The sequence below is a fragment of the Xanthomonas hortorum pv. pelargonii genome (assembly GCF_024499015.1).
Lineage (GTDB): Bacteria > Pseudomonadota > Gammaproteobacteria > Xanthomonadales > Xanthomonadaceae > Xanthomonas > Xanthomonas hortorum_B.
Window position 1 is genome coordinate 2428624 of record NZ_CP098604.1, and the last position, 26716, is coordinate 2455339.

A 26716-nucleotide genomic window follows, 5' to 3' on the forward strand; every position below is an offset into this window, starting at 1 on the left:
CCACGGCACAGGTGGGCCGACTGGTATAATTTATGCGCTATCCCCCTTTTCCCACGGCGCGAAGCGGCTCCTGCCGCCCTCGCCCGTGTTGTGGAGCTAACGGCACGCGCATGACCGAAGATCAAAACACCCCGACCACACCCAACAGCACCTACGATTCCAGCAAGATCACCGTACTGCGTGGCCTGGAAGCCGTCCGCAAGCGCCCCGGCATGTACATCGGCGATGTCCATGACGGCACCGGCCTGCATCACATGGTGTTCGAGGTGGTCGACAACTCGGTCGATGAGGCCCTGGCCGGCCATGCCGACGACATCGTGGTCAAGATCCTGGTCGATGGCTCGGTCGCCGTGTCGGACAACGGACGCGGCGTGCCAGTCGATATCCACAAGGAAGAAGGCGTATCGGCGGCGGAGGTGATCCTCACCGTGCTGCATGCCGGCGGCAAGTTCGACGACAATAGCTACAAGGTTTCCGGCGGCCTGCACGGCGTGGGCGTCTCGGTGGTCAATGCGCTGTCCGAGCACCTGTGGCTGGATATCTGGCGTGACGGCTTCCACTACCAGCAGGAATACGCGCTGGGTGAGCCGCAGTACCCGCTCAAGCAGCTGGAAGCCTCGACCAAGCGCGGCACCACGCTGCGCTTCAAGCCGGCCGTGGCCATCTTCAGCGATGTCGAGTTCCATTACGACATCCTGGCGCGCCGCCTTCGCGAGCTGTCGTTCCTCAATTCCGGCGTCAAGATCGCGCTGATCGACGAACGTGGCGAAGGCCGCCGCGACGATTTCCATTACGAAGGCGGCATCCGCAGCTTCGTGGAGCATCTGGCCCAGCTGAAGTCGCCGCTGCACCCCAATGTGATCTCGGTGACCGGCGAGCACAACGGCATCGTGGTGGACGTTGCCCTGCAGTGGACCGACGCCTACCAGGAAACCATGTACTGCTTCACCAACAACATCCCGCAGAAGGATGGCGGTACCCATCTGGCCGGTTTCCGCGCCGCGCTGACGCGCGTGCTCAGCAACTACATCGAGCAGAACGGCATCGCCAAGCAGGCCAAGGTCGCGCTGACCGGCGACGACATGCGCGAAGGCATGATCGCGGTGCTGTCGGTGAAGGTGCCCGACCCCAGCTTCTCCTCGCAGACCAAGGAAAAGCTGGTCAGCTCGGACGTGCGCCCGGCGGTGGAAAACGCCTTCGGTGCGCGCCTGCAGGAATTCCTGCAGGAAAACCCGAACGAAGCCAAGGCCATCACCGGCAAGATCGTCGACGCCGCGCGTGCGCGCGAAGCCGCCCGCAAGGCGCGCGATCTGACCCGCCGCAAGGGCGCGCTGGACATCGCCGGCCTGCCGGGCAAGCTGGCCGACTGCCAGGAAAAGGACCCGGCGTTGTCCGAACTGTTCATCGTCGAGGGTGACTCGGCGGGTGGCTCGGCCAAGCAGGGTCGCAACCGCAAGAACCAGGCGGTGCTGCCGCTGCGCGGCAAGATCCTCAACGTCGAACGTGCCCGCTTCGACCGTATGCTGGCCTCCGACCAGGTCGGCACGCTGATCACTGCGCTCGGCACCGGCATCGGCCGTGACGAGTACAACCCGGACAAGCTGCGCTACCACCGCATCATCCTGATGACCGACGCCGACGTCGACGGCTCGCACATCCGCACCCTGCTGCTGACGTTCTTCTACCGGCAGATGCCGGAGCTGATCGAGCGCGGCTACATCTATATCGGCCTGCCGCCGCTGTACAAGCTCAAGCAGGGCAAGAGCGAGCTCTATCTCAAGGACGACGCGGCGCTCAACGCTTACCTGGCCAGCAACGCGGTGGAAGGTGCGGCGCTGATTCCGGCCAGCGACGAGCCGCCGATCACCGGCGAGGCGCTGGAGAAGCTGCTGATGCTGTTCACCGGCGCCAACGAGGCGATTGCGCGCAACGCGCATCGTTACGACCCGGCGCTGATGACGGCGTTGATCGACCTGCCGCCGCTGGACGTGGCAAAGCTGCAGGCCGAGGGCGACCAGCATCCGACCCTGGACAAGCTGCAGGCGGTGCTCAACCGCGGCACCCTGGGCACGGCGCGCTACCAGCTGCGCTTCGACCCGGCCACCGACAGCACCTCTGCCACGCTGGTTGCGGTGCGCAAGCACATGGGCGAGGAATTCACCCAGGTGTTGCCGATGGGCGCGTTCGAAAGCGGCGAACTGCGCCCGTTACGCGAGGTGGCACTGGCTCTGGATGGTCTGGTGCGCGAAGGCGCGCAGATCGTGCGTGGCAACAAGACCCATCCGATCACCAGCTTTGCGCAGGCGCACGCCTGGTTGCTGGAAGAGGCCAAGAAGGGTCGCCAGGTGCAGCGCTTCAAGGGCCTGGGCGAAATGAACGCCGAGCAGCTGTGGGAAACCACGGTCAACCCGGATACGCGTCGCTTGCTGCAGGTACGCATCGAAGACGCGGTGGCCGCCGATCAGATCTTCAGCACCTTGATGGGCGATGTGGTCGAACCACGCCGCGATTTCATCGAGGACAACGCGCTGAAGGTGTCCAACCTGGATATCTGAGCCTTCCGTCGTACGCGCGCGCGTCGCCTTGGCGATGCCCGCGCGGGCGCGGTTTTTCGCAGGACGACGATGAGCGCAGATTCTCCAACGACCCCGGCTCCGGCCTCCGCTGCCGGCAAGTCCCGGTTGTTTCCCGCACTGCTCGGCTTCTGGATCGACGTGCTGATCGCCACCGGCCTGCTGCTGACGCTCAGCGTGGCCGGCTTTGCGCTGTGGGGGGCGGTACGCGGCTTCAGCTATGTGCAGGCGGCCAAAGCGCAGGGCCTGACGCCCTCTTCCGCGCAGATCATGGCCGCGATCGGTCAACCCGGAGTGCTGGTGCAGTTGCTCACTGCACTGGTCAGCACCGCCACGCCGGCCGTGCTGCTGTACTACTGGCGTCGCCGGGCCACCGCTGGCGAACAGGCTGCCTCGCGTGCCGCCACGCGGCGTGCCTCGACCTGGGGCTGGACCGGCCTGATCGCCGTCTCCGTGTTCGTGCTGAGCAATCTGGTCAGCGTCGCGGCATCGGCGCTGGGCATCAAACCGGTGCCGACCAACCTGCCGCTGATGGAAGAAGCGATCAAGCAATGGCCGCTGGCGCTGGTGGTGTTCGCCGTGGTCATCGCCCCGGCGTACGAGGAATTGCTGTTCCGGCGCGTGCTGTTCGGCCGCCTGCTGGCCGCCGGGCGCCCGTGGCTGGGCATCGCGCTGAGCAGCGCGATCTTTGCGCTGGTGCATGAAGTGCCCGGCATCAGCGGCAACGGTCCGGCCGCCATCGCCCAGTTGTGGCTGATCTACGGCAGCATGGGTGCGGCATTTGCATGGCTGTATTGGCGCACTGGCACCCTGTGGGCACCCATCGCCGCGCACGGCATCAACAACGCCACGGCCCTGGCCGCGCTGTACTTTTTCGGGGTCGGCTGACCCGTTTGACGAAAAGTTAAGACGAGCCTGCCAAAATGCCCCCAGGGTTCCAGGGGGATTGAATGAAAGCTAGGCTGTTGATCGTTGTTGCCGTCCTTACGTTGACGGCATGTGCCACCACAACTTCGCCGACCGGCCGCCGACAGGTGGTGGGAGGCGTCACGCAAGACCAACTCGACAAGCTTGGCGCGGAGTCGTTTGCGCAGACCATGGCCAAGGAAAAGGTCAGCACCGACGGCAAGCAGAACGCCTACGTGCAGTGCGTGGTCAATGCCCTGGTGGCGCAATTGCCGCCGCAATGGCGCGAAACCCGCTGGGAAACCGCGCTGTTCGTCGACGACGAAGCCAATGCGTTCGCGCTGCCCGGCGGCAAGGTCGGCGTGAACACCGGTATCTTCACCGTCGCCAAGACCCAGGATCAGCTGGCCGCCGTGCTCGGTCATGAAATCGGGCATGTGATCTCGCGGCACCATGAAGAGCGCATCACCCGCCAGCTCGGCGCGCAGACCGGCCTGGGCATCATCGGCGCGCTGGCTGGCGCGGCCTACGGCGATGGCGCGGCCAGCGCGGTGAACCAGGTCGGTGGCATGACCGCGCAGACGGTGTTCCTGCTGCCCGGCTCGCGCACGCAGGAGAGCGAGGCCGACGTAGTCGGACAACGCCTGATGGCGCAGGCCGGCTTCGACCCTGCCCAGGCGGTCACGCTGTGGCAGAACATGATGGCCGCCAGTGGCAACCGTCAGCCGCAATGGCTGTCCACTCACCCCGATCCGGCCAATCGCATCCGCGAACTGCAGGCCGACGTCAATCAGCTCGAGCCGGTCTACACGCAGGCGCGACAAGACGGCCGGGCGCCACGCTGTGGCTGAAACCGCCCCTGATACGTACCGAATATCGCAACACAGCATGGAAACCGTTTTCGGGAACTGAGACTTTCTGCTAAGTTTGCCGGCTCAGATTTTTCGTACAGCTTCCATTCCGCTTTTCGTACCGCCCGACGGCGGCTCGTCCGAGGTGAATCATGAAACTGCTCAAGCGCAAGCAAGCCCTGTTGTCCCTGTTCATCGCCGCGTCGCTGGGCGGGGCAGTCGTCGCCGATGCGGTCGCGCAGTCGGACCGCTCGTCCGAGCGTGCCAGCCGCAAGTCCAAGAGCAGCGGCAAGGCCGAAGAGCTGTACCCGCAGTCCACCCGCGCCGCGCCGACGATCAAGCCCTCGTCCAAGCTGGGCAGCAAGCTGCAGAAGCTGATCGAAACCTTCAACAAGGGCGAGGACTACCATGGCGTGCGCACCCAGGCCGATGAAATCCTGGCCAATTCCGCCGCCAATGAAGCCGACAAGGCGCTGGCCGCGCAGCTTGCTGCACAGGCCGCGTACAACACCGACGACACCGCCGCTGCCAAGAAATACCTGCAGCAGGCGATCGGTCTGAATGCGCTGGACAACAACGGCCAGTTCCAGTCGATGCTGATGCTGGCGCAGTTGCAGATGCAGGACGACCAGCAGGCCGAGGGCCTGGCCACGCTGGACAAGTACCTGGACGAAAGCAAGTCGCAGCGCCCGGAAGACCTGATCCTCAAGGGCCAGGCGCTGTATCAGGCCGAGCGGTACAAGGAGGCGATTCCGGTGCTGAAGCAGGCCATCGCCGCCTCGCCCGAGCCGAAGGACACGTGGAACCAGTTGTTGATGGCTGCCTACGCCGAGGCCGGCCAGACCGGCGAGGCCGTCGCGACCGCCGAGGCGATCGCCGCCAAGACGCCGAACGACAAAAAGGCCCAGCTCAATCTGGCCAGCATGTATATGCAGGCCGACCAGATGGACAAGGCCGCAGCCGTCATGGACAAGCTGCGCGCTGCCGGGCAGTTGACCGAGGAGAAGGAGTACAAGCAGCTGTACTCGATCTACGCCAACACCGAGAACAAGGAAAAGGACGTCATCGCTGTCATCAACGAAGGTATGCAAAAAGGCATCCTCAAGCCTGATTATCAGACATACCTCGCGTTGGCGCAGTCGTATTACTACAGCGAGGATGTGCCCAAGGCAGTCGAGAATTGGCAGAAAGCCGCACCACTTTCCAAGGACGGCGAGACCTATCTGAATCTGGCCAAGGTGCTGCATTCGGAAGGGCGTATCCCCGAAGCCAAGCAGGCTGCCCAGCAGGCGATCGCCAAAGGCGTCAAAAAACCTGAAGACGCAAAGAAGATCATCAACCTGAAGTAAAAAAGAAAATAAACCCCCGAAATCCCTGTGTTTTTAGTGGTTACAGGACTCGGGATTGGTATAAGCTTGGGAGTTCCTGCGGTGTCAAAGCCGTCCGAAAACCTGGGGATCATCACCGTGATCCGGGGCCCCCACTGAAAGAGCCATTGGCGCATGACGGAACAACTCGTTATCCACAGGCATGACTATGATGCCGGGAACCAGGGTCTGAGCTGGGCCCGCATTATCGGCATCGCGTTTGTAATTGCTTTGCACCTCACTGCACTGATGATGTTGCTGATCCCTGCAGTGGCGCCGAAGGCTCCGGCTGAGAAGGAGCGCACCACCATGGTCACCTTGGTGGATGCACCGCCTCCTCCCCCGCCGCCGCCGCCGCCGCCGCCGCCGGAAGACAAGCCGCCGCCGCCGGTCAAGAATCTGTCGCCGCCGAAGCCGTCACCGGTTCCGCCGCCGCCGGAAGCTCCGGTGGTCGACGTTCCCGAACCGCGTCCCAGCGATATCGTCACGCCGCCGAGCCCACCGTCTCCGCCGCAACCGCCGAATGACATCGGCGCCAGTGTCGATATCTCGTCCAAGAACATGAACCCGCCGAAGTATCCGCCGGCTGCATTCCGTGCCGGTGTACAAGGTGAGGTCATCCTGATCGTGGATGTGGATGCAAGCGGCAACGTGACCAATGTGTCGGTCGAAAAGTCCAGCCGCAACCGCGACCTTGACCGTGCCGCGATGGACGCAGCACGCAAGTGGAAGTTCAATGCTTCCACTGTCAACGGGCAGAAAGCCGCCGGACGTGTCCGCGTCCCGGTCAACTTTGCTCTGAACTGATCCACGGGCCGGCTACGGCCGGCCCAGGATCCTGTCTTCCTTTCGCTCCACCCTTCATCACCACACACAACAAAGGTAAGCGTCATGCTGCAGGAATTCTTTATCGCCGCCGCTGCAGGGGGCTCCAATCCGTCGGCCGCTCTTTCGCAGATGGGCTTCGAGCATCTGATCACCGAAATGACCTCTCAGCCCGGCGACTTCGCCGTGTCCTGGGTCGTTCTGATCACCCTGATCGCCATGTCCGCTGCCTCCTGGTACTGGACCGTCATCAACATTTTCCGCGCCACCCGTCTGAAGAGCGCGGCTGACCGCGTCACCACCGCGTTCTGGGATGCCCCGAATGCACAGGACGCCATCCGCGCCATGGAAGAGCAGCCCGCTTCCGAGCCGTTCTCCAAGATCGCGCTGGACGCAGCCCAGGCCGCCGCTCACCACCAGCGTGCCGAAGGCACCAGCGCCGGCGGTCTGGGCGAGAGCCTGAGCCGTTCCGAGTTCGTCGATCGCGCCCTGCGTCAGGCCGTGACCCGCGAAAGCACCCGTCTGCAGTCCGGCATGACCCTGCTCGCCACCGTCGGTGCGACCGCACCGTTCGTCGGTCTGCTCGGTACCGTGTGGGGCATCTACGGCGCGCTGATCAAGATCGGTGCAACCGGTTCGGCTTCCATCGACGCCGTTGCCGGCCCGGTGGGTGAAGCGCTGATCATGACCGCGATCGGTCTGTTCGTCGCCATCCCGGCGGTGTTCGCGTTCAACTTCTTCTCCAAGGTCAACAGCTCGGTGATCGCCAAGTTCGACACCTTCGCTCACGACCTGCACGACTTCTTCGCCACTGGTTCGCGCGTTCGCTAATCCGTAGTAAAGAACGACTTCGCAACGATTTAGACGGAGCCCGTTATGGCCTTCAGTAGTGGAAACAGCGGTGGCCCGATGGCCGACATCAATGTGACGCCCCTTGTGGACGTGATGTTGGTGCTGCTGATCATCTTCATCATTACGGCACCGCTGATGTCCCATAAGGTCAAGGTGGAGCTGCCCGAGGCCAACCTGGTCCAGAAGGAAGAGCCGGAGAAACGTGCCGCGCCGATCACCCTGGCCGTCAAGGAAGACGGGTCGCTGTACTGGAACGACGAGCCGGTCTCCAAGGAAGCATTGGAGTCGCGCCTGTCCACCGCCGCACAGCAGACACCGCAACCGCCGCTCAACCTGCGTGGCGACCGCACGACCAAGATGCGTACGATCAACGAGATCACCAAGATCGCGCAGGGTCAGGGCATGTTGGACATCGGCTTCGTCGCGACCAAAGAGAAGGGGCAGTAAGCCATGGCATTCAGTACCGGTGGAAACCGTGGCCCGATGGCCGATATCAACGTCACGCCCCTGGTGGACGTGATGTTGGTGCTGCTGATCATCTTCATCGTGACCGCGCCGATCATGACCTATCCGATCGCCGTGGATCTGCCGCAGCGGGTGCTCAACCCGCCACCGCAGACGACCGAACCGCCGCCGCCGATCGAGTTGCGGATCGACGCCAGCAACCAGGTGTTCTGGAACAACAGTCCAGTGCCGGTGGCTCAGCTGCAGCAGAAGATGGAAGAAGTGATCGCCAGCGATCCGACCAACCAGCCGGAACTGCGCATCGATGCGAACCAGGACGCGGAGTACGAGGTGATGGCCAAAGTCCTGGCTGCGGCAAAGAACTCGCAGATGAAGAAGATCGGCTTCATGCAGTAAGACATCGCAAGACCGCAACACAACAGTCATGACGCGACTGCAAACGCCACCGGAAACGGTGGCGTTTTTTTATGCGTGATCGATTCGCAGCCCGACGCTTCGGCTCGGTGTTCGAGCATTGTTTTTGCACTGCGGCCAGTGCAAATGCGGAATATGCAGTGATGGCCAAGGTATTGGCTGCGGCAAAGAACGCGCAGGCCGATAGCATCGGTTTTGTACAGTAGATAATGCAGTTACTACTGAAGTAAATGGTGCAGTAAATAGCGCAACGGGGCAGAAAAACTCTGCTCCGTTGCGAGTAATGGGATGCATAACGTGCAGCTGCCTTAAAGCAACCGAGAAAAACGACAAAACGCAGCGGCCGGCGCCATCAGGCGTCTGGACCGCATGCGAGAATTCGGTGTCATCTGCGACCTCAAGACCGCCGAGCTCCGTGTTTCGGTAAGTGCCGTCGCTTCGATAGACGCGCTTAGACGATTGAATCTCTCAAACGCTAGCCGATGGACTGCGCAATATCTCCAGATACGCGCGCACAGTCGCCTCCAGACCTCGATACAAGGCTTCGCTGATCAGCGCGTGGCCGATCGAGACTTCGAGCACGCCGGGGACGGCGTTGAGAAAATCGCCAAGGTTGTCCTGCGACAGATCATGCCCGGCATTGATGCCCAACCCTGCGGCGCTGGCACGTTGTGCGGCACCGGCAAACAGCGCGAATGCAGCATCCGGCTGCCCGCTCAGATGCGCCTGCGCATACGGGCCGGTGTACAACTCGATGCGATCTGCACCGAGCACTGCCGCTTGAGCGATCTCGGCATTACCGGCATCGACAAACAAACTGACGCGCGCACCAATCGCCTTGAACGAGGCAATCAGTGCGGCGAGCTGTGCGGTGTCCTGTGAAAAGTCGAAACCGCGGTCGGAGGTCAGTTGCCCGTCGCCGTCGGGCACCAGGGTGACCTGCTCGGGGCGCGTGAGGCGACATAGCTCCAGCAGCCCGGGATAACCGTCGCGCGATGGCGCGAACGGGTTGCCTTCGATATTGAACTCAACCGCGTGTTCGCGTGTTAGCGCGCTCAGCGCCAGCACGTCGTCGGCGCGGATATGCCGCTGGTCCGGGCGCGGATGCACGGTGATGCCGTGCGCACCTGCCGCGATGCAGGCGCGTGCGGCCTGCACGACATCGGGATCGTGCCCGCCGCGCGAATTGCGCAGCACCGCGATCTTGTTGACGTTGACGCTGAGCTGGGTGGTCACGACGTCGCTCTCAGGCCTGCGGCTCGCCATCGCGCGTGGCGTTGAGTGCGGCCGCTTTGCGGGCCTCGGCCACTTCGCGCAGGCGGCGCAGTTCTGCCGGGTCGATCATGCTGCTGGTATCGCGCTGGGTATCGTCCATGCGCGATGCGAACCAGCCGCGCGTCCACAGCAACAGCAGCAGCAATGCCACCAGCAGCGAGACCACCAGCAACCACACGTGCGGCGTGCTGAAAGCCAGCACCAGCGCACCCAGTGCCATAAGCAGAAACAGCCAGTGCATGACGAGCTCCCCAATCAGTGGCGGCAGTGTAGCGCCGCGCCCGGTGCGGTTCCACGTGGGCGCGGTGGGCAAGGTTCAGAGCAACGGCGACAGCAGCCGTGCGAAGGCTTCGGGAAGGCGCGAGCGCCACAGGGGGCGGCGGCGTACGAATCGCACTTCCTGGGCTTTTTCCAGGTCGCTGCCGATCAGCCCCGCCAGTTCCGCCGCCACCGCCTGGTCGCGAAACAGCATCGACAACTCGAAATTCAGCCGGAAGCTGCGGCTGTCGAAATTGGCGCTGCCGACGATACTGATCTCATCGTCGACCAGCAGCGCCTTGGTGTGCAGCATGCGCGGGCCGTACTCGTAGATGCGCACGCCGGCTTCGAGCAGTTCGTCGAAATACGAGCGTGCCGCGTAGGTGACCAGGCGCGAATCGCTGACGCGCGGCACCAGCAGGCGCACGTCCAGGCCGCCCAATGCGGCCGAGGTCAGTGCCATGCGCGCGGCCTCGCCTGGGACGAAGTACGGCGTGACCAGCCAGACCCGATGCCTGGCTTCGTGGATCGCAGCGACCATCAGCCGATGGATCGCCTCCCACGAGGAATCCGGCCCCGACACCAGCACCTGCGCATCGACATCGCCTTGCGCGCGGGTCGGCACATCCTCCGGCCACAGCTGTTGACCGTGGAAGGCCGGGCGGCCCTGCCGGGTGGCGTAGAGCCAGTCCTCCAGGAACACCAGCTGCAGGCTGCGCACCACGTGGCCTTGCAGACGCACGTGCAGGTCGCGGTAGGCGTCGCTGCGCACCTGCTCGTTCTCGTCGTCGGTGACGTTGATGCCGCCAGTGAAGCCGATCCGCCCATCGATGACGATCACCTTGCGGTGGGTGCGCAGGTTCAACCACGGCCGCTTGAACGGCTTGAGCAACTGCGAGGGATGGAACCAGGCGGTCTCCACCCCGGCCTCGCGCAGCGTGCGCAGGCTGCGCCGTGTCATCGCCGAAGAACCCACCGCATCCAGCAACAAGCGCACCTTGACGCCGGCGCGCGCGCGTTCCATCAAGGCCTCGCAGATTGCGGTGCCGCTGCGGTCCGGCTGGAAGATGTAGTACTCCAGATGGATGTGGTCGCGCGCGTGATGAATCGCCTCGATGATGGCGGCGTAGGTGGCCGCGCCGTCGACCAGCCAGTGCACTTCGGTGGCGCTGCTGGGCGCCAGGCCGGTGGTGGACTGGGCGATCCTGGCCAGCTCGGTGCAGTCGGCGTCGGGTGGGCAGACGCTGTCGTAGCTTTCCATGCCCGAGCGCGAACGGCCGCGGCGCAGGCGCTGGCGCTTGACCTTCTGCGGGCCGAGCCAGTAATAGATCAGCAGGCCCAGATACGGCAGCGCGGCCAACGACAGCACCCAGCTCAGCGTGGCCACCGGCTCGCGCTTCTGCAGCACGATCCAGCTGGCGATCCACAGCAGGTACAACACATAGGCGGCCAGGAGGAGCGCTTCGAGGTGTGGAATGGTGGCCAGCCAGTCCCACTCGCCCTGTGCAGATGCGAGCATGCGCGGATTCTACGGCCCGCACGCTTTACCGCGATGACCAGGCAGCCAACGCGACGGCGGTGCACGGGGATGAAAGCGTCATCGGGTCGCGTGCGCGGTCGCGCCACGTGAGACCTGCCGGCCGTACGATGGCGCAATGGCAACTGCGATCAAAGGCCGGGGTGCGACCGGCCATCTGCCCGGACGTTTCGAAGTCACCACCCAGCAGGCGGTGGACGATGGCTGGCACGCCGACGACAGCGAAGAGTTCGCTTCGCCCGCATTGCGCACGCAGGTCACCGAGGAAACCGCACGCAGCATCATCAGCCGCAATCAATCGCCGGATATCGGGTTCTCGCAATCGGTGAATCCCTATCGGGGTTGCGAGCATGGGTGCAGCTACTGCTTTGCGCGGCCCTCGCATGCGTATCTCAATCTCTCGCCCGGACTGGATTTCGAAACAAAGTTGTTCGCCAAGACCAATGCGCCGGAGGTGTTGCGGCGCGAGTTGTCGCGGCCCAGCTATGTACCCAGCCCGATCGCATTGGGCATCAACACCGATGCGTATCAGCCGATCGAACGTAAGCACGCGCTGACGCGGCAATTGATCGAAGTGCTGTGGGAGACGCGGCATCCGTTCACGCTGATTACCAAGAACGCGTTGGTGACGCGCGATCTGGATCTGCTTGCGCCGCTGGCGCGCGAGGGGTTGGTCAACGTGTACTTTTCGGTGACCACGCTCGACCCGCACGTGTCGGCCAAGCTTGAACCGCGCGCGTCCGCGCCGCATGCACGCCTGCGCGCGATGCGTGCATTGCACGAGGCCGGCGTGCCGGTCGGGGTGATGGCCGCGCCGGTGATTCCGTGGATCAACGATCACGAACTGGAAGCGATCCTGCAGGCCGCCGCCGATGCTGGCGCCCACAGTGCCGGCTACGTATTGCTGCGGCTACCGCATGAAGTGGCGCCGCTGTTCCGCGACTGGTTGCAGACCCATCATCCACAACGCGCCGAGCATGTGATGAGCACGATCCAGCAGCTGCGCGGCGGCAAGGATTACGACAGCGCCTTCGGCACCCGCATGCGCGGACAAGGCGTGTATGCGGATCTGCTGGCGAGACGCTTCGCGCTGGCCCACCGCCGCGCCGGTTTCGATGCACGCCAGATGCCGCCGTTGGACACGGGGAAGTTTCGGCGCCCTGCTCCGCCGGCCAAGCCGGTCAAGCCGATCGAGGAATCGCCGCAGGGGCAGTTGTTTTAGGGGCGGGGATTTGTGATTCGGGATTGTGGATTCGTAAGAGCAGCCGTGATTCGGCAGTCGGGATTAGGGATGCGTCACAGCAGCAGCACTGCAGTCCCCGCTCTTGCGAATCCCCAATCCTGAATCACGAATCCCCGCCATACAAAGCCTGCGCCGACTGAAACAAGATCCAGCTGGTCGCAATGAACTTGTCGCCGCCGACCGGGCGGTTGCCGCGGTGGGTGTGGGTGAATGCGGTGGGAGCGATCAGCAGGCTGCCGGTGCGTGGGCGGGCCTTGCGTTGCTGGAACAGGAACTCGGTTTCGCCGTGCTCGAACTCCTCGTTGAGGTAGAGCGTCCATAGCAGATGGCGGTGCAGCGTTTCGGCACTGGCATCGCGTGGATACAGCTCGCAATGCCAGTACGGATAACCGCCCTGGTCGGCGGCGTACCACTGCAGATTGATCGCTGCCGGGCGCAGGCAGGTGCGCGCCAGATCGCCCAGTGCCTGATCGCTCATCTGCACGATGTCTTCGGCAACCAGGCGATGCGGGCTGCCGTCGTCGGTGGTGACCTGCAGCATCAGCGGCGAGATCAACGCTTGCGGATAGCGCCGCAGATAGCCGAGCAGGCCTTCGAACACCGCTTGTTGCAGGCGGTTTTCCACTTCCGCCCACTCGGCCACGCCGCTGATGCGCAGATCGCGGCTGTGTTTGAGTTCGGGAAACACGCCGCTGCCCACGCGCCCCGGCTGCAGCTGCTGGCTGGCGCGCATGCGTTGCACGATGGCCGCGCAGTCCTCGCGCGCGATGGCGTTGTCGGTGATCTGGATGAAGTCGGGTCGGTCCATGTCATGACGATAGTAATCCCGCCACGGCGTGCGCGCGAGCAGGCTGGGGCTGCCGGCAAAGTGGAACGACGCCTCACTCTGTGGCAAGAGAGCCGCGCAGCGGCGGCGCGTTGTCCAGAGACTGCATACATCAATACTTCGTGTCTAAGTGACCTTTTTCGCGCTACTGACTTCACTCTTCAAGAGAAAAAATAGCCTGCCCGCCGGCAATGTTGTCGATTAGCTGGTAATACTAGGAAATGAGATGAAAAGCTTTTTAAGGGCGTTTGGCGCAGGCAATGCAAGCAGCAGTCGTTCCCGGAATAATGTTCCGGAGCCAAACTCGCCTGCCAGTAGCAGAGCATCTACACCCCCGCATCTCCACCCAGTAATCCGGCGTTTTCTGCTCTCCCGAACCGGCCTCGCAAAAAAGCCGAGGCGTTATCGGCGGCGGTGGAAGCGCATGCATATTCAGCTCCGCCGGACCTTGTGACTTATGCTAACGCAACGCTGGAGCAGTTGCAGAGAAATGAGCCAATAAGTGCTCAAATTTTAACAATGGAAATAAATAATCTGCCTCATCTTGTCCGGTCATACGACACAAGGCTAAATAATCTCAATTTACGCTGTTATGACTCACCGCATGAGTTTGTTCAAGATCTGCATCGCTGGCGTAAGACAGGACTGCCTTGCAGGGCGGTAGTAAGGCTTGACGAAGAAGCCGGACGGTGGCATCGGGTGGCTTTCGACGTGCGCAACCATGAAAGTGGTCACACGAGCATCATTGCACTGGAGCCTGCGTCTGCACTTAATCCACAACATATGCCGGGGTTTGTGAAGATGAGACAAAACCTAGCAACCCAGTTCGGTAAAAATATATCGTTCGCAGTCATTGAGGCAGAAGCACAGAAGTCAAAGGATGATTGTGTGCTGTTTTCGCTCGACTACGCCCTGGCGGCATACCAGGAAAGAAACAGCTTCGATGAATGGCATAAAGATCTGCGGAAAAAGGGAAAGATTCAGAAAATGCGTCCACAAAATTCGTACCTTATGGGACTTGGTGTGTACGTGCTTTGCGGGATTGACTTATTGCCTGCAAATTTCTACAAGCATGCGCATTCCCGTCGTACTATCGACCAACTCGATGCGGCACAGCCTGGCGCATCGGATACTGATGTCAGATCCGGCAGATCCGCTCGCTACAAGGAGTCACTAAGCAGCAGACTGGAGCAGTTTCGGGTCGAGCGCGAGAAAAGCTATAGCATTTCAATTGAAGCTTCCAGAGCCCGAAAGATTCGTCATGCACTGGAGTCTTGAGGAACATTCAATGGAATGCGTTGTAATGTTGTTCGCTTAAGGAAAACGGCGCTTTTACCTACCGGGAGAAGCGCCGTTTTAGTTGGCCTTGCGACGATGCCGAGCTGTACCAACTTTGATCAGAAATCTAAATGCACAGCATCATGCATACCTTGAAGCGCCGATCAGAACTTGTAGTTGATCGAGGCAGCCAGGATATTGCCCTGTACCTCGTAACTACCGGCTAGGCGGTCGCCGGTGGCGCTGCGGGTGTCGCTGGTCGGGTCGCTGGTGAACAGGTGCGTGTAGCCGAAGTTGTACTCGGCCTTGTCCGACGGACGCCAGCTCAGACCCAGCGAGAGCCACTTGCGGCTCGCATCCGGCACGCGCACGTCGCGGTGCTCGGCGGTGGTCGGGGTCTGGTCGTAGGCCAGGCCGCCACGCAGGGTCAGGCTCTCGCTCATGCGGTAGTCGGCACCGATCGAGGCGAAGGTGGTGTCGCGGTAGGAGAAGTCCAGCACGCTGTCGGGCTGATTGGAGGCAAAGTCCACCGTCACCTGGTCGAACTTGCTCCAGGCGGTGCGGGTGACGTCGGCCATGATCGACCACTGCTCGTTCACGTTGTGGGTGAAGCTGGCGGTGGCGCTGGCCGGCAACGTGACGGTGGCGCGGCCCTTGGTGTCGACGAAGGTACCCGGTGCGGCGACAGCCAGCACGCTGGCGGCATTGCCCGGCGTGGTGAAGTCGGCATCGCCGTCGGTGATCTTGTGCTCCACTTCCGAGCGGTAGCTGAAGCCGATGTGGGTGTTCTCATCGATGCTGAACAAGCCACCCAGGGTGAAGCCCACTTCGGTGCTGTTGCCCTTGATGCGCGAGTAACCATCGGCGCTGCCCGGCGCAAAGCCCGGCACGCGGCGGGCGGCCAGGATGCTGCCGAAATCCACGGCGTTGGCCAGGTCGATATCCAGACGCTCGGCGAACACCGAGGCACCAAAGGACACGTACGGGTTCACGTCGTAGGAGAAGGCGACGTTGAAGTCGAGCGCCTGCAGCTCGGTCTTGGTGCCGTGGTAGCGGCCGACCCAGTCGCGGTCGTAGTCGGTCTTGAAGCCGAACGGCACGGTCAGTGAGGTACCCAGGTGCATGTTGTCGTTTTCGCCGAACGGCACGTGGAAGTACATCGCCGGGACCGGCGCAATCATGCCGGCATCGCCGCCATTGCCGCCGGAAACCGGGGCGCCGTTGGCGTAGGTGGCGGTGTCGGGCTGGAACTTGGCCGAGAAGTGGATGGCGCTGACGTCGGCCTGGAACAGGCGGCCGTCGAGCTGACGCATGCCGGCCGGGTTGTTGGCGATGATCGAGGCGTCATCGGGGGCGCTGCCGGAACCGGCGAAGGCGCGGCCAAGACCCTTGGCGCTGTTTTCCTTCAGCTGGAACGCGGCGCCGTGGGCTTGGCCAACGGCCAGCACACCGGCGATACCAACGGCCAACAGGGTGGCGCGGCTGAGAGTGGAAGCGGTAGGCATAAGTTGTTGCTCTCCGGATAAAGACTGCAGTGGTCGGTACAGCGCCCGCGCCCAGCGCCAAACAGCAGCTGGAGCGCGCCGGAGACCCCCCCCCGACATACGACGCCGTACGCAGTATAACCACGACGATTAACCGAACAATAACGAAGTGCGTTTTGGCTGGCTGGACAGGTTGGGGATGGGTTCAGGAGCGTGAACCCGCTAGAGTGCCACTCCGATGTTCGTCTCTCTCCCCTCCCGCAAGAAACCTACCCCCCGCTGGGCGGTGCCGTTGCTGTTCGCAACCGTCTGGCTGGCTTACCTGTGGTCGATCAGCCGGCCAGGCGAGGCGCGCAACACGCTATGGCTGGACTGGGGCGCGCTGTCCAGCGGCGTCTCCAACCTGGGCGACTGGTGGGCGACCCTGCGCGACGGCAGCGTGCTGCGGCTGTTCACGGCCCTGTTCCTGCATGCCGACTGGTCGCATCTGCTCGGCAACCTGGTGTTCCTGCTGATCTTCGGGCTGCCGGCCGAGCGCATTCTGGGGCCGTGGCGGTTGCTGCTGCTGTTTCTGGTCGGCGGCGCGGCCTCCAACCTGGCGGCGATCTTTGCGATCGGCACGCCGGACCGGGTGATCATCGGCGCCTCGGGCGCGGTGTCGGCATTGATCGGCACCTATCTGGCGCTGTTTCCCGGCGCCAAGCTGGGCGTGGTGCTGCCGCTGGGGGTGTTTCTGGAATTCATCCGGGTGCCGGCGCCGTTGCTGATCGGGGTGTGGGCGATGCTGCAGGTGGTGTTCGCCTACATCGGCCCGGCGTTCGGCATGGTGGCGTGGTCGGCGCATATCGCCGGTTTCGTGTTCGGGATCGTCTATGGCCTGTACGTGCGCGCGGCGATCGCGCGGCGGCTGCGCAAGCGCCACGGGTTTTAACGCGGCGAGCGACGCGTGGTGGATGGCCCGACGACGCTGATGCGGGCGTTGCGTTCTGGCAGTGACCGGTTGCGCTGCCTCGGCCATGCTGGCGCGCCTATAATCGCTGGCATGGTCAAACCTTTGTACAAAGTCACCTTCCACAATCATGGCAAGGTGTACGAGCTTTACGCGCGCGAGGTCACCAGCAGCCATCTGTGGGGCTTCAACCAGATCGGCGAGCTGGTGTTCGACGTGCACGACGGGTTGGTGGTGGATCCCACCGAAGAACGGTTGCGCGAAGAGTTCGGCAATACCAAGACGCTGCACCTGCCGATGCAGAGCATCGTGCGGATCGAAGAGGTCGAGAAGAAAGGCCAGTCGGTGATCCGCGATGCCACCACCGGCGACAAGGTGGTCACGCCGTTCCCGCTGCCGACCAAGCCGCGCTGATGCGCATCCTGGTGCCCGACGATTACCAGGGCGCCGTCCGCCAGCTGCCCTGTTTGCAACGGTTGCAAGGGCACGATGTGCAGGTGCTGGGTGCGCTGGCCACCGATCCCAACGAATGGGCCGAGCGGCTGGTGGAAGCCGATGCGCTGGTGCTGATTCGCGAGCGTACCCGCGTGGATGCCACGCTGCTGCGGCGTTTGCCACGGCTCAAGTTGATCAGCCAGACCGGGCGGGTGGGCGCACATGTGGATGTGGCCGCGTGCACCGAGTTCGGGGTGGCAGTGGCCGAAGGCGTCGGCTCGCCGGTGGCGCCGGCCGAGCTGACCTGGGCCTTGATCCTGTCGGCCAGCCGGCGGCTGACCGAGTACCAGCGCGCGCTGCATCAGGGCCGCTGGCAGGCGCTGGGTGATCCCGGGTTGGGACGCGTGCTGCACGGGCGCACCTTGGGCATCTGGAGTTATGGGCGGATCGGCCAGCGCGTGGCCGGCTTCGGGCGTGCGTTCGGCATGCAGGTGCTGGTGTGGGGCGGCGAAGCCTCCTGCGCGCAGGCCGCGGGCGATGGGTTCGAGATCGCCGCCAGCCGCGAGGACCTGTTCGAACGCAGCGATGTGCTGTCGCTGCATCGGCGCCTGAGCGCGCAGACACGCCATCAGGTGACCGTGGACGATCTGGCGCGCATGCGCCGCGATGCCTTGCTGGTGAACACCAGCCGCGCCGAATTGATCGCGCCAGGTGCGCTGTTGGCCGCGTTGGACGCAGGCCGTCCGGCGCAGGCGGCGGTGGATGTGTTCGAACGTGAGCCGGTGCTGGATGCGCGCGATGCGTTGCTGCAGCACCCGCGCGTGTTGGCGACGCCGCATTTGGGCTATGTGGAACGCGACAGCTACGCGCTGTACTTCGAAGCGGCATTCGACAATGTGCTGGCGTTTGCCGCAGGCACGCCGCGCAATCTGGTCAATCCCGAGGCGTTGGCGATTGCGCGATAGCGGTTGTTTGAGTGGTGATCGCGTTCGGGAAGGCTTCTCGCGACCAAGGTCGCTCCTACAAAAGCATCAGCGCTGCGGCGCGGCTCGTTGCGTGACGTTACATCCGGTCAGCGCTACGGTTGCCGGGTGATCGAGGTGTGCGGGTAGATGGCGTTGCAGTGCCTGCGCACATCGATCGCGCCGAGTGCGCAGCGGGTGTAGCTCACCCGCTGCGCCGTGTCCGGATTACTTGACCGGTTCGGCCGGCTTGGGTTTTTCCGCAGGCGCGGTCGGTTCGGCTGGCGCCGCTGGCTTGGCTTTTTCAGCCGGTTCGGTGGGCTTGTCGGTGGGCTTGGGCTTGTCGCCGGTCGCCGGACGCGCTGCTGCCGGCTTGGGTTCGGCCGCTGTCTTGGCGGCCTTGGCCTTCTGCGCTGCCTGTGCCTTGGCTTTGAGCGCGGCTTGGGCCTTGGCGGCCGAGCCGGGCTGCTTGAGTTCGGCCAATGCGGCGGCGATCGGGCCATCGCCCGGCAGTACGTCGCCGGCGCTATAGCCCTCTTCGCCCTCGGCATCGCCACGCAGATGGCCGGGCAAGGTGGCTTCGCTGTAGTCGGTCAGGCTGGCCGGCAGGTCGGCGTCGCCCGGTTGCGGTTCCGGGGTGAGCAGCACTTCCGGCACGATGCCGCTGGCCTGGATCGACTTGCCGCTGGGCGTGTAATAGCGCGCGGTGGTGAGCTTGACCGAGTCGCCGTTGTCCAGCGGCAGCACGGTCTGCACCGAGCCCTTGCCGAAGGTGCGGCTGCCGATGATGCGCGCGCGCTGGTTGTCGCGCAGCGCGCCGGCCAGCACTTCCGAGGCGCTGGCCGAGCCGGCGTCCACCAGCACGATGACCGGCACCCCGCCGAGCAGATCGCCTGGGGTGGCGTCGAACTTGGCATCGCTGATCGAAATACGTCCGCGGGTGCTGACGATGTTGCCCTTGTCGAGCAGATCGTCGGCGACCTGTACCGCGGCGGTCAGCAGGCCGCCCGGATTGCTGCGCAGATCCAGCACCAGGCCGCGCAACTTGCCGCCGGCCTGCAGTTGCTTGAGGTTCTTCTGGAAGTCGGCACCGGTGTCGGCCTGGAAGGTGCTGATGCGGATATAGCCGTAGCCCGGTTCCAGCAGCTTGCTGCGCACGCTGGCCACGCGGATGGTCTCGCGCTGCAGGGTGACGTCGAACGGCTTGGGCGTCTTCTCGCGCAGGATGGTCAGGGTGACCTTGCTGCCGGATTCGCCACGCAGCGGCTCCATCGCCTTGCTGGCGTCGATCGGCTTGCCGTCGATGGCCACGATCACATCGCCGGCGCGGATGCCGGCGCGCGCGGCCGGGGTGTCGTCGATCGGGGCGATCACCTTGAGCGTGTTGTCCTGCTGCTGCAGCAATTCCACGCCGATGCCGTCGTAGGCGCCGGTGGCTTGCTCGTCGAAGGCCTCGGCGTCTTCCTTGTCGAAATAGGTGCTGTGCGGGTCCAGATCCGAGAGCAGGCCACGTACGGCGGCATGCATCAGCTTCTTGTCTTCGACCGGATCCACATACGCCTGCTTGACCGCGTTGTAGACCGCCACGAAGCGGCGGATCTCCTCCAGCGGCACCTTGGACACGGCGGCTTCATTGGCTTCCGGATCGTCCGCAGTGGCCTGGGCGGCGGCGGTGCCGGCCTTCTGTGCCCAACCGGGCGACGCGAACAAGGCCAGCGACAGGGCAACGGACAGGACAGCTACGCGCATGAAGCACTCCGGAAGAGAGAAGACGCCCCACAACGTGGCGCCGCCTGGATTATGCGCGAAGCAGCGATAAATCCGCGTTGAATTGCCGTTGCCGGCCGCCACTGCGCAGGTGCATGCGCGGTGGCGTCGCTGTGCGGTGCGCATCGTGCTGGCGATGACGCGCCCAGACGCGCTGCCGGGCATTGGCGACACCGTACCGGGAGCGCCCGCCCGATGGCTGCGCAAGCAGCTTGTCCCGGTTCCCTGAGTGGTCGCCTCAATGGTCGCTTCAACGCGATGCACGTCTGGTCGCCGGGACGCGGCAGCGCGCGGCTCACCGCACACCGCACCTGCACTCAGCGCCGCTGCAACCAGCTCGACGGATCCACCGGCTGCCCGTTGCGACGCAGTTCGAAGTACAACGCCGGCACGCCCTGCCCGCCCGAGCTGCCGACCTTGGCCACCGCCTCGCCGCGCTTGATCGAGGCGCCAGCATCGCGCAACAGCGTGTCGTTGTGCGCGTACAGGCTCATGTAGCCGTTGCCGTGGTCCACGATCAGGATCATGCCGTAGCCGGTCATCCAGTCGGAGAACACCACCGTGCCATCGGCCACTGCGCTGACGGTGCTGCCCTTGGGCGCGCCGATCAGCACGCCCTTGCTGGTGTGGCCGTCCGGCAAGGTGGCGTTGAAGCGGGCCAGCAGGTTGCCCGACACCGGCCAGCTCAGCCCACCGACCTTGGGGGCCGGCGCGCTGGCGATGACCTTGGGCGGCGTCTTGCCCGGCCGGTCGGAGCGATCGGGACGATCGGTTTTGGCGCGCTTTGCCTGCGCGGCGGCTTCGGCTGCGGCGCGCTTGGCGGCCGCGCGCCGTTCGGCTTCGGCCTTGGCGGCGGCCGCGCGCAGATTGGCGAGCAACTGTTCCAGCGACTTGGCGTCCTGGCCCAGGGCTTTTTCGCGTTCGGCGCGCTGTTTGTAGCGGTCGTCCAGCTGGGCGACGGTGACCGCCTGCTGCGAGCGATCCTTCTGCAGCGAAGAGGCCTGCGCTTTTTGCTGCGCACGCGCGCTATCCAGTGCCTGGCGCCGGCTGGCGATGTCCTGTTCTACCTTCGCCAAGGCCTCCAGCTGCGTGGTCAGCGCCTGGATGCGCTGCGCGCGCGCGTTCTGCACGTAACGATGGTCGGCCAGCCTGCGCGTGGCATCGCCCACCGTGTCTTGCGACAACAGCACCTTCAACGGCGCATTGCGACCGACCTGATCGGCGGCGCGCAATAACGCGGCCAGCTGCACGCGCTGGGTCTGCAGGCCGCGCTGCAACTGCGCGCGATCCTGCTGCAGTTTGCCCAGATGCTGCTCCTGCTCGCGCATGGCCGATTCGGTCTCGCTCAGTGCGCGTGCGGTCTTGGCCACCTTTTCATCGGCCTGGCGCAACTGCTGGGCGGCGGTGCCGCGCTTGCCTTCCAGTTCGCGCCGGTCGGCAGTGATGGTCTTCAATTCATCGCGCAGCTGCTGCAGTTTGCGCTCGGCCTCGCGCTGGCTTTGCGCGCTTGCACCGGCGCTGCCGAGCAGTGTGCAAGCCAGCAGCGCACAAGCCAGCATGGCCGCCGCCAGCCACGCGCGTGAGCGGCCGGTGGCAGGGGCAAGCGGCAGGCGCGAGCGCGGTGCGGGCGAAGGAGGCAACGAACGGTCCAGTGACTTCAGGCAGGTGCGCGATTGTAGCCAAGCATGGTGTGATCGCCGCCACGCCCCAGATAGCCGCCGCCGCGCGAGGTTCAGCATGAAGTCCCAGCATCTTCTCCTGATGGTGTCCCTGGTCTGCACGAGCGCCTGGGCCAACGAGGACATCAGCAAGGTCAACGGCCGCATCAGCGCCGAGGCCGGCCAATCCTATGGCGCCCTGGACACCGTCAACGGCTCCATCGAAATCGGTGCCGGTGCGCAGACCAAGAGCGTGGAAACCGTCAACGGCAGCATCCAGATCGGCGAGCGCGCGCGCACCGGTGGCGTCTCCACCGTCAATGGTGCGATCACGCTGGGCCAGAAAGTGGTGGTGTCCGGCGGGCTGGAAACGGTCAACGGCAGCATTCTGGTGGAGCGCGGCAGCCAGATCAGCGGCGGCGTGGAAACCGTCAACGGCAGCATCGGTCTGGTGGAAACCGAGCTCGGCAAGGACATCGAGACCGTCAACGGCGACATCACCGTGGGGGTGGGCTCGCATGTGCATGGCGGGATCGAGGTCACCAAGCCCAATTTCAGTCTTTCGTTCAAGCCATCGCGCAAGCCGCGGGTGGTGATCGGCCCCAATGCGGTGGTGGATGGGCAGCTGCAGTTCGAGCGCGAGGTCAGCCTGTATGTGCATCGCACCGCCAGGATCGGCGCGGTCACCGGCGCCACTGCGCGCAGTTTCGACAGCGACGTGGCGCCCAGGGACTGACGCGCTCACCACAGTCAGCGCCTAGAATCGGGGGACCTTCGCCGCACGAGGAGTCCCGATGCCCCGCAAGATCCTGTTGTGCCTGGCCGCGACGCTGGCCCTGGCCGGCTGCAAACGTGAGCCCGCCGACGCACCTGCCGCGCCCAGCGCGCAGACTCCCGCCGATACCGCACCCAGCGCACCGGTCAGCCGGCACGCGTTCTCGCCGGAGATGACGACCGGCGATTTCGCCGAGTTGGTCAAGACGCTGGCCTCGGACGATTTCGAAGGACGCGGCCCGGGCACAGCGGGCGAAGAGAAGACCGTTACCTATATCCGCGACCAGATGCAGCGCATCGGGCTGCAGCCGGGCAATGGCGATAGCTGGTTCCAGGACGTGCCGATGGTGGAAACCACCGCCGATGCAGCCACCGCACCCAGCCTGCGCAGCGGCGATCAGACGCGCGCGCTGGCCTTCGGCACCGACATCGTGGTGGGCACGCGCACCGGCCAGGCCGAGGTCAAGCTGGACAACAGCGAGCTGGTGTTCGTCGGCTACGGCGTGGATGCACCCGAGCAACAGTGGAACGATTACGCCGGCCAGGACTGGAAGGGCAAGACGGTGGTGATGTTCGTCAACGACCCAGGCTTCCATACCGGCGATGCCAAGTTGTTCGATGGCAAGCGCATGACCTACTACGGGCGCTGGACCTACAAGTTCGAAGAGGCCGCGCGCAAGGGCGCCGCCGCCGCGCTGATCGTGCACGACACGCCCGGCGCCAGCTACGGCTGGGATGTGGTGAAGAATTCTTGGGCCGGCCCGCAATACGACCTGCCGGCCAAGGACGACACCGACCCGCGCCTGCCGGTGCAGGGCTGGATCAGCGCCGAGACCGCCAAGCAGTTGTTCGCCAACGCCGGGCTGGACCTGGCGCAGGCCTACAAGGACGCCAGCAAGCGCGGCTTCAAGCCGGTGCCGTTGAAGGCCAGCTGGTCGGTGGACCTGAAGAGCACCATCGCCGAAAAGACCTCACGCAATGTGGTCGGGGTGCTGCCGGGCAGCAGCCACGCCGATGAGGCGGTGCTGTACATGGCGCATTGGGATCACCTGGGCAAGCATCCGGGCGAGAGCGGCGACAACATCTACAACGGCGCGGTGGACAACGCGACCGGCGTGGCCGGCATTCTGGAAATCGCCGATGCGTTCGCGCATCAGGATCCCAAGCCGGCACGCTCGGTGGTGTTTGTGGCGGTGACGCTGGAAGAATCCGGTTTGCTCGGGTCCAAGTATTACGTGGCCAACCCGAGTTTCCCGCTGGACAAGATCGCCGCGGTGATCAACCTGGATGCGATGTCGGTGGCCGGACGTGCGCGCGATGTCACCGTAGTGGGCATGGGCAGCTCGGAGCTGGAAGACATTCTCAAGCCGATCGCCGCGATGCAGGGCCGCACCCTGCACGCTGAGGCCACACCGCAGAGCGGCTCGTATTTCCGCTCGGATCATTTCAACTTCGCCAAGGCCGGTGTGCCGGCGCTGTACGCCGATGGCGGCGAAGACCTGCGCGAGGGCGGCACCGCTGCCGGACGTGCAGCCGCCGAAGACTATGGGCGCAATCGCTACCATGCCCCTGGCGATCAGTACGATGCGGCCACCTGGAAACTCGATGGCACCATCGAAGATCTGCAGGCGGTGTATGGCGTGGGCAAGGAAGTCGCCGCTGGCGAGCGTTGGCCCAACTGGTATGCCGGCAATCCATTCAAGGCCGCGCGCGACCGCATGATGGTCGGCAAGCCGGGTGCGAGTGCAGTAGCGGATCCGCAGGCACCTGCCTCTGCTGCTGATGGCAAACAGGCTAATGGCAAGCAGGTAGCGCCGGCGCGTTGAGTACACCGAGTGCGCGCATGGCCTCAAGCACGCATGTGTGGAGTCGTGTTGCGATCGATCGAGTTGCGGCGCTGCGGGTGATAACAAGGCCGCGCAGCCTGCGGTATCAGTAAACAGGGCCTCCAGTTGGAGGCCCTGTTCAGTGCTGCAGTTCTGCCCGGCAAACGTGCTCAAACACCACCACGCGATTGCGTCAGTGATGGATCAGTCGTTGTCCGCGCTGACCACGTGCCCATCTTCCGGATCGATGTGCAGGTCGACCTTCTGCCCGCCACGTTGCTCGGCGTCGGCCTTCCACAGGCCGTCCTTGAACTTGAGGTCGTGCACGTTGGAATAGCCGTTGGTCGACAACGCCGCGCGGATATCGGCCTCGCTCAACTTGGAGGTGGTCTGGTCGCCGTACACGCGCCCGGTCACCGGGTCGATACGCACATCCACATCCTTGCCATCGCCGCTGCGCGCATCGGCAGTCCACACTCCGTGCTCGAACTTGACGTCGTGCACCTTGGTGTAACCCTTGCTGGTGAGCATGCTGGTGATTTCGGCGGACGTCAGCGCCTTGGCCGGCTTATCAGCAGCGGCCTGCGCAAATGCGCCATGCGATGCCAGCGCGAGTGCGCCGATCAGCGCGGTCTTCATCAATCGATGTGCCATGAGACTGCTCCTGCAGTGAAGTGTGCCCATGCTGGACGCGCTGTCATCGCCATCGGGTGAAAAAACCGACGTCGCGGTGGTACGAGTTCAGGCAGCTGAAATGCTCGCACTGGTCTTCATTCGCCTTGCACGTGATGTTTACCTTCCGCGGGAGGTGGCTGCAGTGGTAGCGCAAGGTCGTCGATGACGCGATCAGGATGGCTGCGCTGCGATTCGCACCGGAGCCAGAACGATGCACAGCCCGGACGGACGCATAAAATCGAGCCGCCTTGCGGCGGCTCGATCCGATCACATCAAGGTGTGACACCTGTTACGCCCACTGCCCACGGAGACAGGATCGACATCTGCGGCCGGTCGGTGCCGTCCTTGTTCGGCTGTACGGTATACGCGTAGGAGCCCCACCAGGCACCTGCGGCCCACCACGTCCAGCCCAACCATACATCGTCGTTTCTTTTCATGTACTTGAGCATGCCGTACAGCGCACTATTACAGGTCTTATTGCTGGCACTGCCGAATTCGCCAAGGAAACCGCGCTTGTGATTGGCGCGTAGCCACTCGGTGAAGCTGCGCAGACGATCGGCACCGATGCTGGAATTGACGCACACGTTGGTCGTGCCGCTGGAATCTGCGTCCAGATACTGATGCACCTCGAACGCGTAGTTGTTGAGGGGATCGTAGATGGACGCCAGCGCGCTGGCATTGGAATAGCCATCGCTTGTGAGCGAGGACCAACTGTGCGCACCGGTCCAGAGAACGCCTGGGACCAGGATCAAATTGTTGGCACCGGTGGCGCGGATGGCGTCGATCGCCGCCTGGGCGCTACCGGCCCATCCGCTGGCAGATACGCCATTGGGCTCGTTCATCAGGCCGAAGATCACGGCATTGTCGTTGCGGAACACCAGCGCAAGACGCCGCCATAAATCGGCGAACGTGGCGTTTTGCACCTCGCTGCTACCGATCTTGTAGCCGTTGTATTTGGCGTAGTTGTGGATGTCCAACACCAGATACATGCCCGATGCCTTGGCGCGTGCCACCGCCTGTTGCACCAATGCCAGTTGCGCCGGATCCAATTCGCCGCGCGCACTCGGTTGCAGGCGCTCCCACAGGATGGGAAGACGGATGGTATTCATGCCTACACCTGCGAAATAGGTGTAATCGCTGGTTGCCGGATACATATAGTCCTTGTTGAGGACTCCCGGCTTTTTGGAAGACGCGAATTCTGCGCCTGAGAGATTGACGCCGGCGTATTTCAGTACGCGCGTTCTTGCGTGGGCGAGCGGCAACGTGCCGATCAGGAGGAACAGCAGGGCGCAACGAACAAGGTTGCGAAGCGAGTGAGAAACGGCAGACATAAAGCAACTCCTTAGACGACGGGGAAGATGCGTCACAGCACCCTTTGTGCTTGCGATCTGCGCGAAATACGCCGCATCCGTCGTCTTTAATGCATCTGCCGTACCGAACTCCGGGAAAATTAACCTTGAAGTAAATATGGGGAATGATGCGCAGTCATATATCGCATAGGTCACTTTTCGAATCA

Annotated in this window: 25 protein-coding genes; 16 read left to right on the plus strand and 9 right to left on the minus strand. The window is 63.8% G+C overall.

The genetic code is table 11. The features are described from left to right. The first annotated feature begins 110 nt into the window (after positions 1-110). The 8 genes from gyrB to NDY25_RS10680 all read left to right on the plus strand — a co-directional run bounded on the left by gyrB (position 111) and on the right by NDY25_RS10680 (position 8235). Positions 111-2555, plus strand: coding sequence for a DNA topoisomerase (ATP-hydrolyzing) subunit B (gyrB, locus tag NDY25_RS10645; protein ID WP_023901928.1), 2445 nt, complete (start codon positions 111-113; stop codon positions 2553-2555). A gap of 69 nt (positions 2556-2624) precedes the next feature. Beyond that, a complete protein-coding gene (locus NDY25_RS10650) occupies positions 2625-3461 on the plus strand; it encodes a CPBP family intramembrane glutamic endopeptidase (protein WP_168959278.1) in 837 nt (278 codons plus the stop codon). Between the two features lie 62 nt (positions 3462-3523). Further along, positions 3524-4330, plus strand: coding sequence for a M48 family metallopeptidase (locus tag NDY25_RS10655; RefSeq protein ID WP_168959277.1), 807 nt, complete (start codon positions 3524-3526; stop codon positions 4328-4330). A 152-nt stretch (positions 4331-4482) separates the two neighbouring features. Continuing rightward, on the plus strand, positions 4483-5679 hold the full coding sequence (locus tag NDY25_RS10660; protein ID WP_168959276.1) for a tetratricopeptide repeat protein: 1197 nt from the start codon (positions 4483-4485) through the stop codon (positions 5677-5679). Between the two features lie 153 nt (positions 5680-5832). Continuing rightward, complete coding sequence (locus NDY25_RS10665; protein WP_006451797.1) at positions 5833-6504, plus strand: energy transducer TonB; 672 nt, start codon at positions 5833-5835, stop codon at positions 6502-6504. Positions 6505-6588: 84 nt separating this feature from the next. Next, positions 6589-7353: a TonB-system energizer ExbB gene (gene exbB / locus NDY25_RS10670; RefSeq protein ID WP_006451798.1), complete on the plus strand. Its 765-nt coding sequence runs from the start codon at positions 6589-6591 to the stop codon at positions 7351-7353. Between the two features lie 45 nt (positions 7354-7398). Next, positions 7399-7821 carry an ExbD/TolR family protein gene (locus NDY25_RS10675; protein WP_023901932.1) on the plus strand — a complete coding sequence of 141 codons (423 nt, stop codon included), beginning with the start codon at positions 7399-7401 and terminating at the stop codon, positions 7819-7821. Between the two features lie 3 nt (positions 7822-7824). Next, on the plus strand, positions 7825-8235 hold the full coding sequence (locus tag NDY25_RS10680; protein WP_023901933.1) for an ExbD/TolR family protein: 411 nt from the start codon (positions 7825-7827) through the stop codon (positions 8233-8235). Positions 8236-8721: 486 nt separating this feature from the next. Here the strand turns inward: NDY25_RS10680 and NDY25_RS10690 are convergent, their stop codons facing one another. The 3 genes from NDY25_RS10690 to cls form a co-directional block, all read right to left on the minus strand. After that, positions 8722-9489 (minus strand): pyridoxine 5'-phosphate synthase, encoded by a 768-nt coding sequence (locus NDY25_RS10690; RefSeq protein WP_168959275.1) that lies wholly within the window; start codon positions 9487-9489, stop codon positions 8722-8724. 10 nt (positions 9490-9499) lie between these two features. Beyond that, positions 9500-9769 carry a hypothetical protein gene (locus tag NDY25_RS10695; protein ID WP_168959274.1) on the minus strand — a complete coding sequence of 90 codons (270 nt, stop codon included), beginning with the start codon at positions 9767-9769 and terminating at the stop codon, positions 9500-9502. Between the two features lie 75 nt (positions 9770-9844). After that, a complete protein-coding gene (gene cls, locus NDY25_RS10700) occupies positions 9845-11305 on the minus strand; it encodes a cardiolipin synthase (protein WP_168959273.1) in 1461 nt (486 codons plus the stop codon). 136 nt (positions 11306-11441) lie between these two features. Between cls and NDY25_RS10705 the strand changes: the two genes are divergently transcribed. Next, complete coding sequence (locus NDY25_RS10705; protein WP_168959272.1) at positions 11442-12545, plus strand: PA0069 family radical SAM protein; 1104 nt, start codon at positions 11442-11444, stop codon at positions 12543-12545. Between the two features lie 124 nt (positions 12546-12669). On the opposite strand, the gene NDY25_RS10710 is transcribed toward NDY25_RS10705, so the two are convergent. After that, on the minus strand, positions 12670-13374 hold the full coding sequence (locus NDY25_RS10710; protein WP_168959271.1) for a 2OG-Fe(II) oxygenase: 705 nt from the start codon (positions 13372-13374) through the stop codon (positions 12670-12672). A 468-nt stretch (positions 13375-13842) separates the two neighbouring features. On the opposite strand from NDY25_RS10710, the gene NDY25_RS10715 reads away from it, so the two are divergent. Further along, complete coding sequence (locus NDY25_RS10715) at positions 13843-14670, plus strand: YopJ family acetyltransferase (RefSeq protein ID WP_272164436.1); 828 nt, start codon at positions 13843-13845, stop codon at positions 14668-14670. Positions 14671-14834: 164 nt separating this feature from the next. Here NDY25_RS10715 and NDY25_RS10720 read toward each other — a convergent pair whose 3' ends face one another. Beyond that, a complete protein-coding gene (locus NDY25_RS10720) occupies positions 14835-16175 on the minus strand; it encodes an outer membrane protein transport protein (protein WP_168959270.1) in 1341 nt (446 codons plus the stop codon). Positions 16176-16392: 217 nt separating this feature from the next. Between NDY25_RS10720 and NDY25_RS10725 the strand changes: the two genes are divergently transcribed. The 3 genes from NDY25_RS10725 to NDY25_RS10735 all read left to right on the plus strand — a co-directional run bounded on the left by NDY25_RS10725 (position 16393) and on the right by NDY25_RS10735 (position 18503). Continuing rightward, positions 16393-17085 carry a rhomboid family intramembrane serine protease gene (locus tag NDY25_RS10725; RefSeq protein WP_023901941.1) on the plus strand — a complete coding sequence of 231 codons (693 nt, stop codon included), beginning with the start codon at positions 16393-16395 and terminating at the stop codon, positions 17083-17085. Between the two features lie 111 nt (positions 17086-17196). Further along, on the plus strand, positions 17197-17517 hold the full coding sequence (locus NDY25_RS10730; RefSeq protein ID WP_168959269.1) for a DUF1820 family protein: 321 nt from the start codon (positions 17197-17199) through the stop codon (positions 17515-17517). Beyond that, positions 17517-18503 carry a D-2-hydroxyacid dehydrogenase family protein gene (locus NDY25_RS10735; protein ID WP_168959268.1) on the plus strand — a complete coding sequence of 329 codons (987 nt, stop codon included), beginning with the start codon at positions 17517-17519 and terminating at the stop codon, positions 18501-18503. Before NDY25_RS10730 ends, NDY25_RS10735 begins: the two co-directional genes overlap by 1 nt. Before the next feature lie 225 nt (positions 18504-18728). Here NDY25_RS10735 and NDY25_RS10740 read toward each other — a convergent pair whose 3' ends face one another. Together NDY25_RS10740 and NDY25_RS10745 are read right to left on the minus strand one after the other, a co-directional pair. Continuing rightward, positions 18729-20249, minus strand: coding sequence for a S41 family peptidase (locus tag NDY25_RS10740; RefSeq protein WP_256627927.1), 1521 nt, complete (start codon positions 20247-20249; stop codon positions 18729-18731). A 335-nt stretch (positions 20250-20584) separates the two neighbouring features. After that, positions 20585-21907 (minus strand): murein hydrolase activator EnvC family protein, encoded by a 1323-nt coding sequence (locus tag NDY25_RS10745; protein WP_168959266.1) that lies wholly within the window; start codon positions 21905-21907, stop codon positions 20585-20587. A 97-nt stretch (positions 21908-22004) separates the two neighbouring features. On the opposite strand from NDY25_RS10745, the gene NDY25_RS10750 reads away from it, so the two are divergent. Together NDY25_RS10750 and NDY25_RS10755 are read left to right on the plus strand one after the other, a co-directional pair. Then, positions 22005-22661 carry a DUF4097 family beta strand repeat-containing protein gene (locus NDY25_RS10750; protein ID WP_256627928.1) on the plus strand — a complete coding sequence of 219 codons (657 nt, stop codon included), beginning with the start codon at positions 22005-22007 and terminating at the stop codon, positions 22659-22661. A gap of 58 nt (positions 22662-22719) precedes the next feature. After that, positions 22720-24525 carry a M28 family metallopeptidase gene (locus NDY25_RS10755; protein ID WP_168959264.1) on the plus strand — a complete coding sequence of 602 codons (1806 nt, stop codon included), beginning with the start codon at positions 22720-22722 and terminating at the stop codon, positions 24523-24525. Between the two features lie 204 nt (positions 24526-24729). On the opposite strand, the gene NDY25_RS10760 is transcribed toward NDY25_RS10755, so the two are convergent. Continuing rightward, positions 24730-25179 carry a PepSY domain-containing protein gene (locus NDY25_RS10760; RefSeq protein WP_023901948.1) on the minus strand — a complete coding sequence of 150 codons (450 nt, stop codon included), beginning with the start codon at positions 25177-25179 and terminating at the stop codon, positions 24730-24732. Between the two features lie 28 nt (positions 25180-25207). Here NDY25_RS10760 and NDY25_RS10765 point away from each other — a divergent pair, with 28 nt between their 5' ends. Then, the gene (locus NDY25_RS10765; protein WP_251762178.1) at positions 25208-25366 is read left to right on the plus strand and encodes a hypothetical protein; all 159 of its coding nucleotides are present in this window, start codon (positions 25208-25210) and stop codon (positions 25364-25366) included. Positions 25367-25472: 106 nt separating this feature from the next. On the opposite strand, the gene NDY25_RS10770 is transcribed toward NDY25_RS10765, so the two are convergent. After that, positions 25473-26531, minus strand: coding sequence for a glycoside hydrolase family 5 protein (locus NDY25_RS10770; protein WP_168959290.1), 1059 nt, complete (start codon positions 26529-26531; stop codon positions 25473-25475). Positions 26532-26716: the final 185 nt, after the last annotated feature.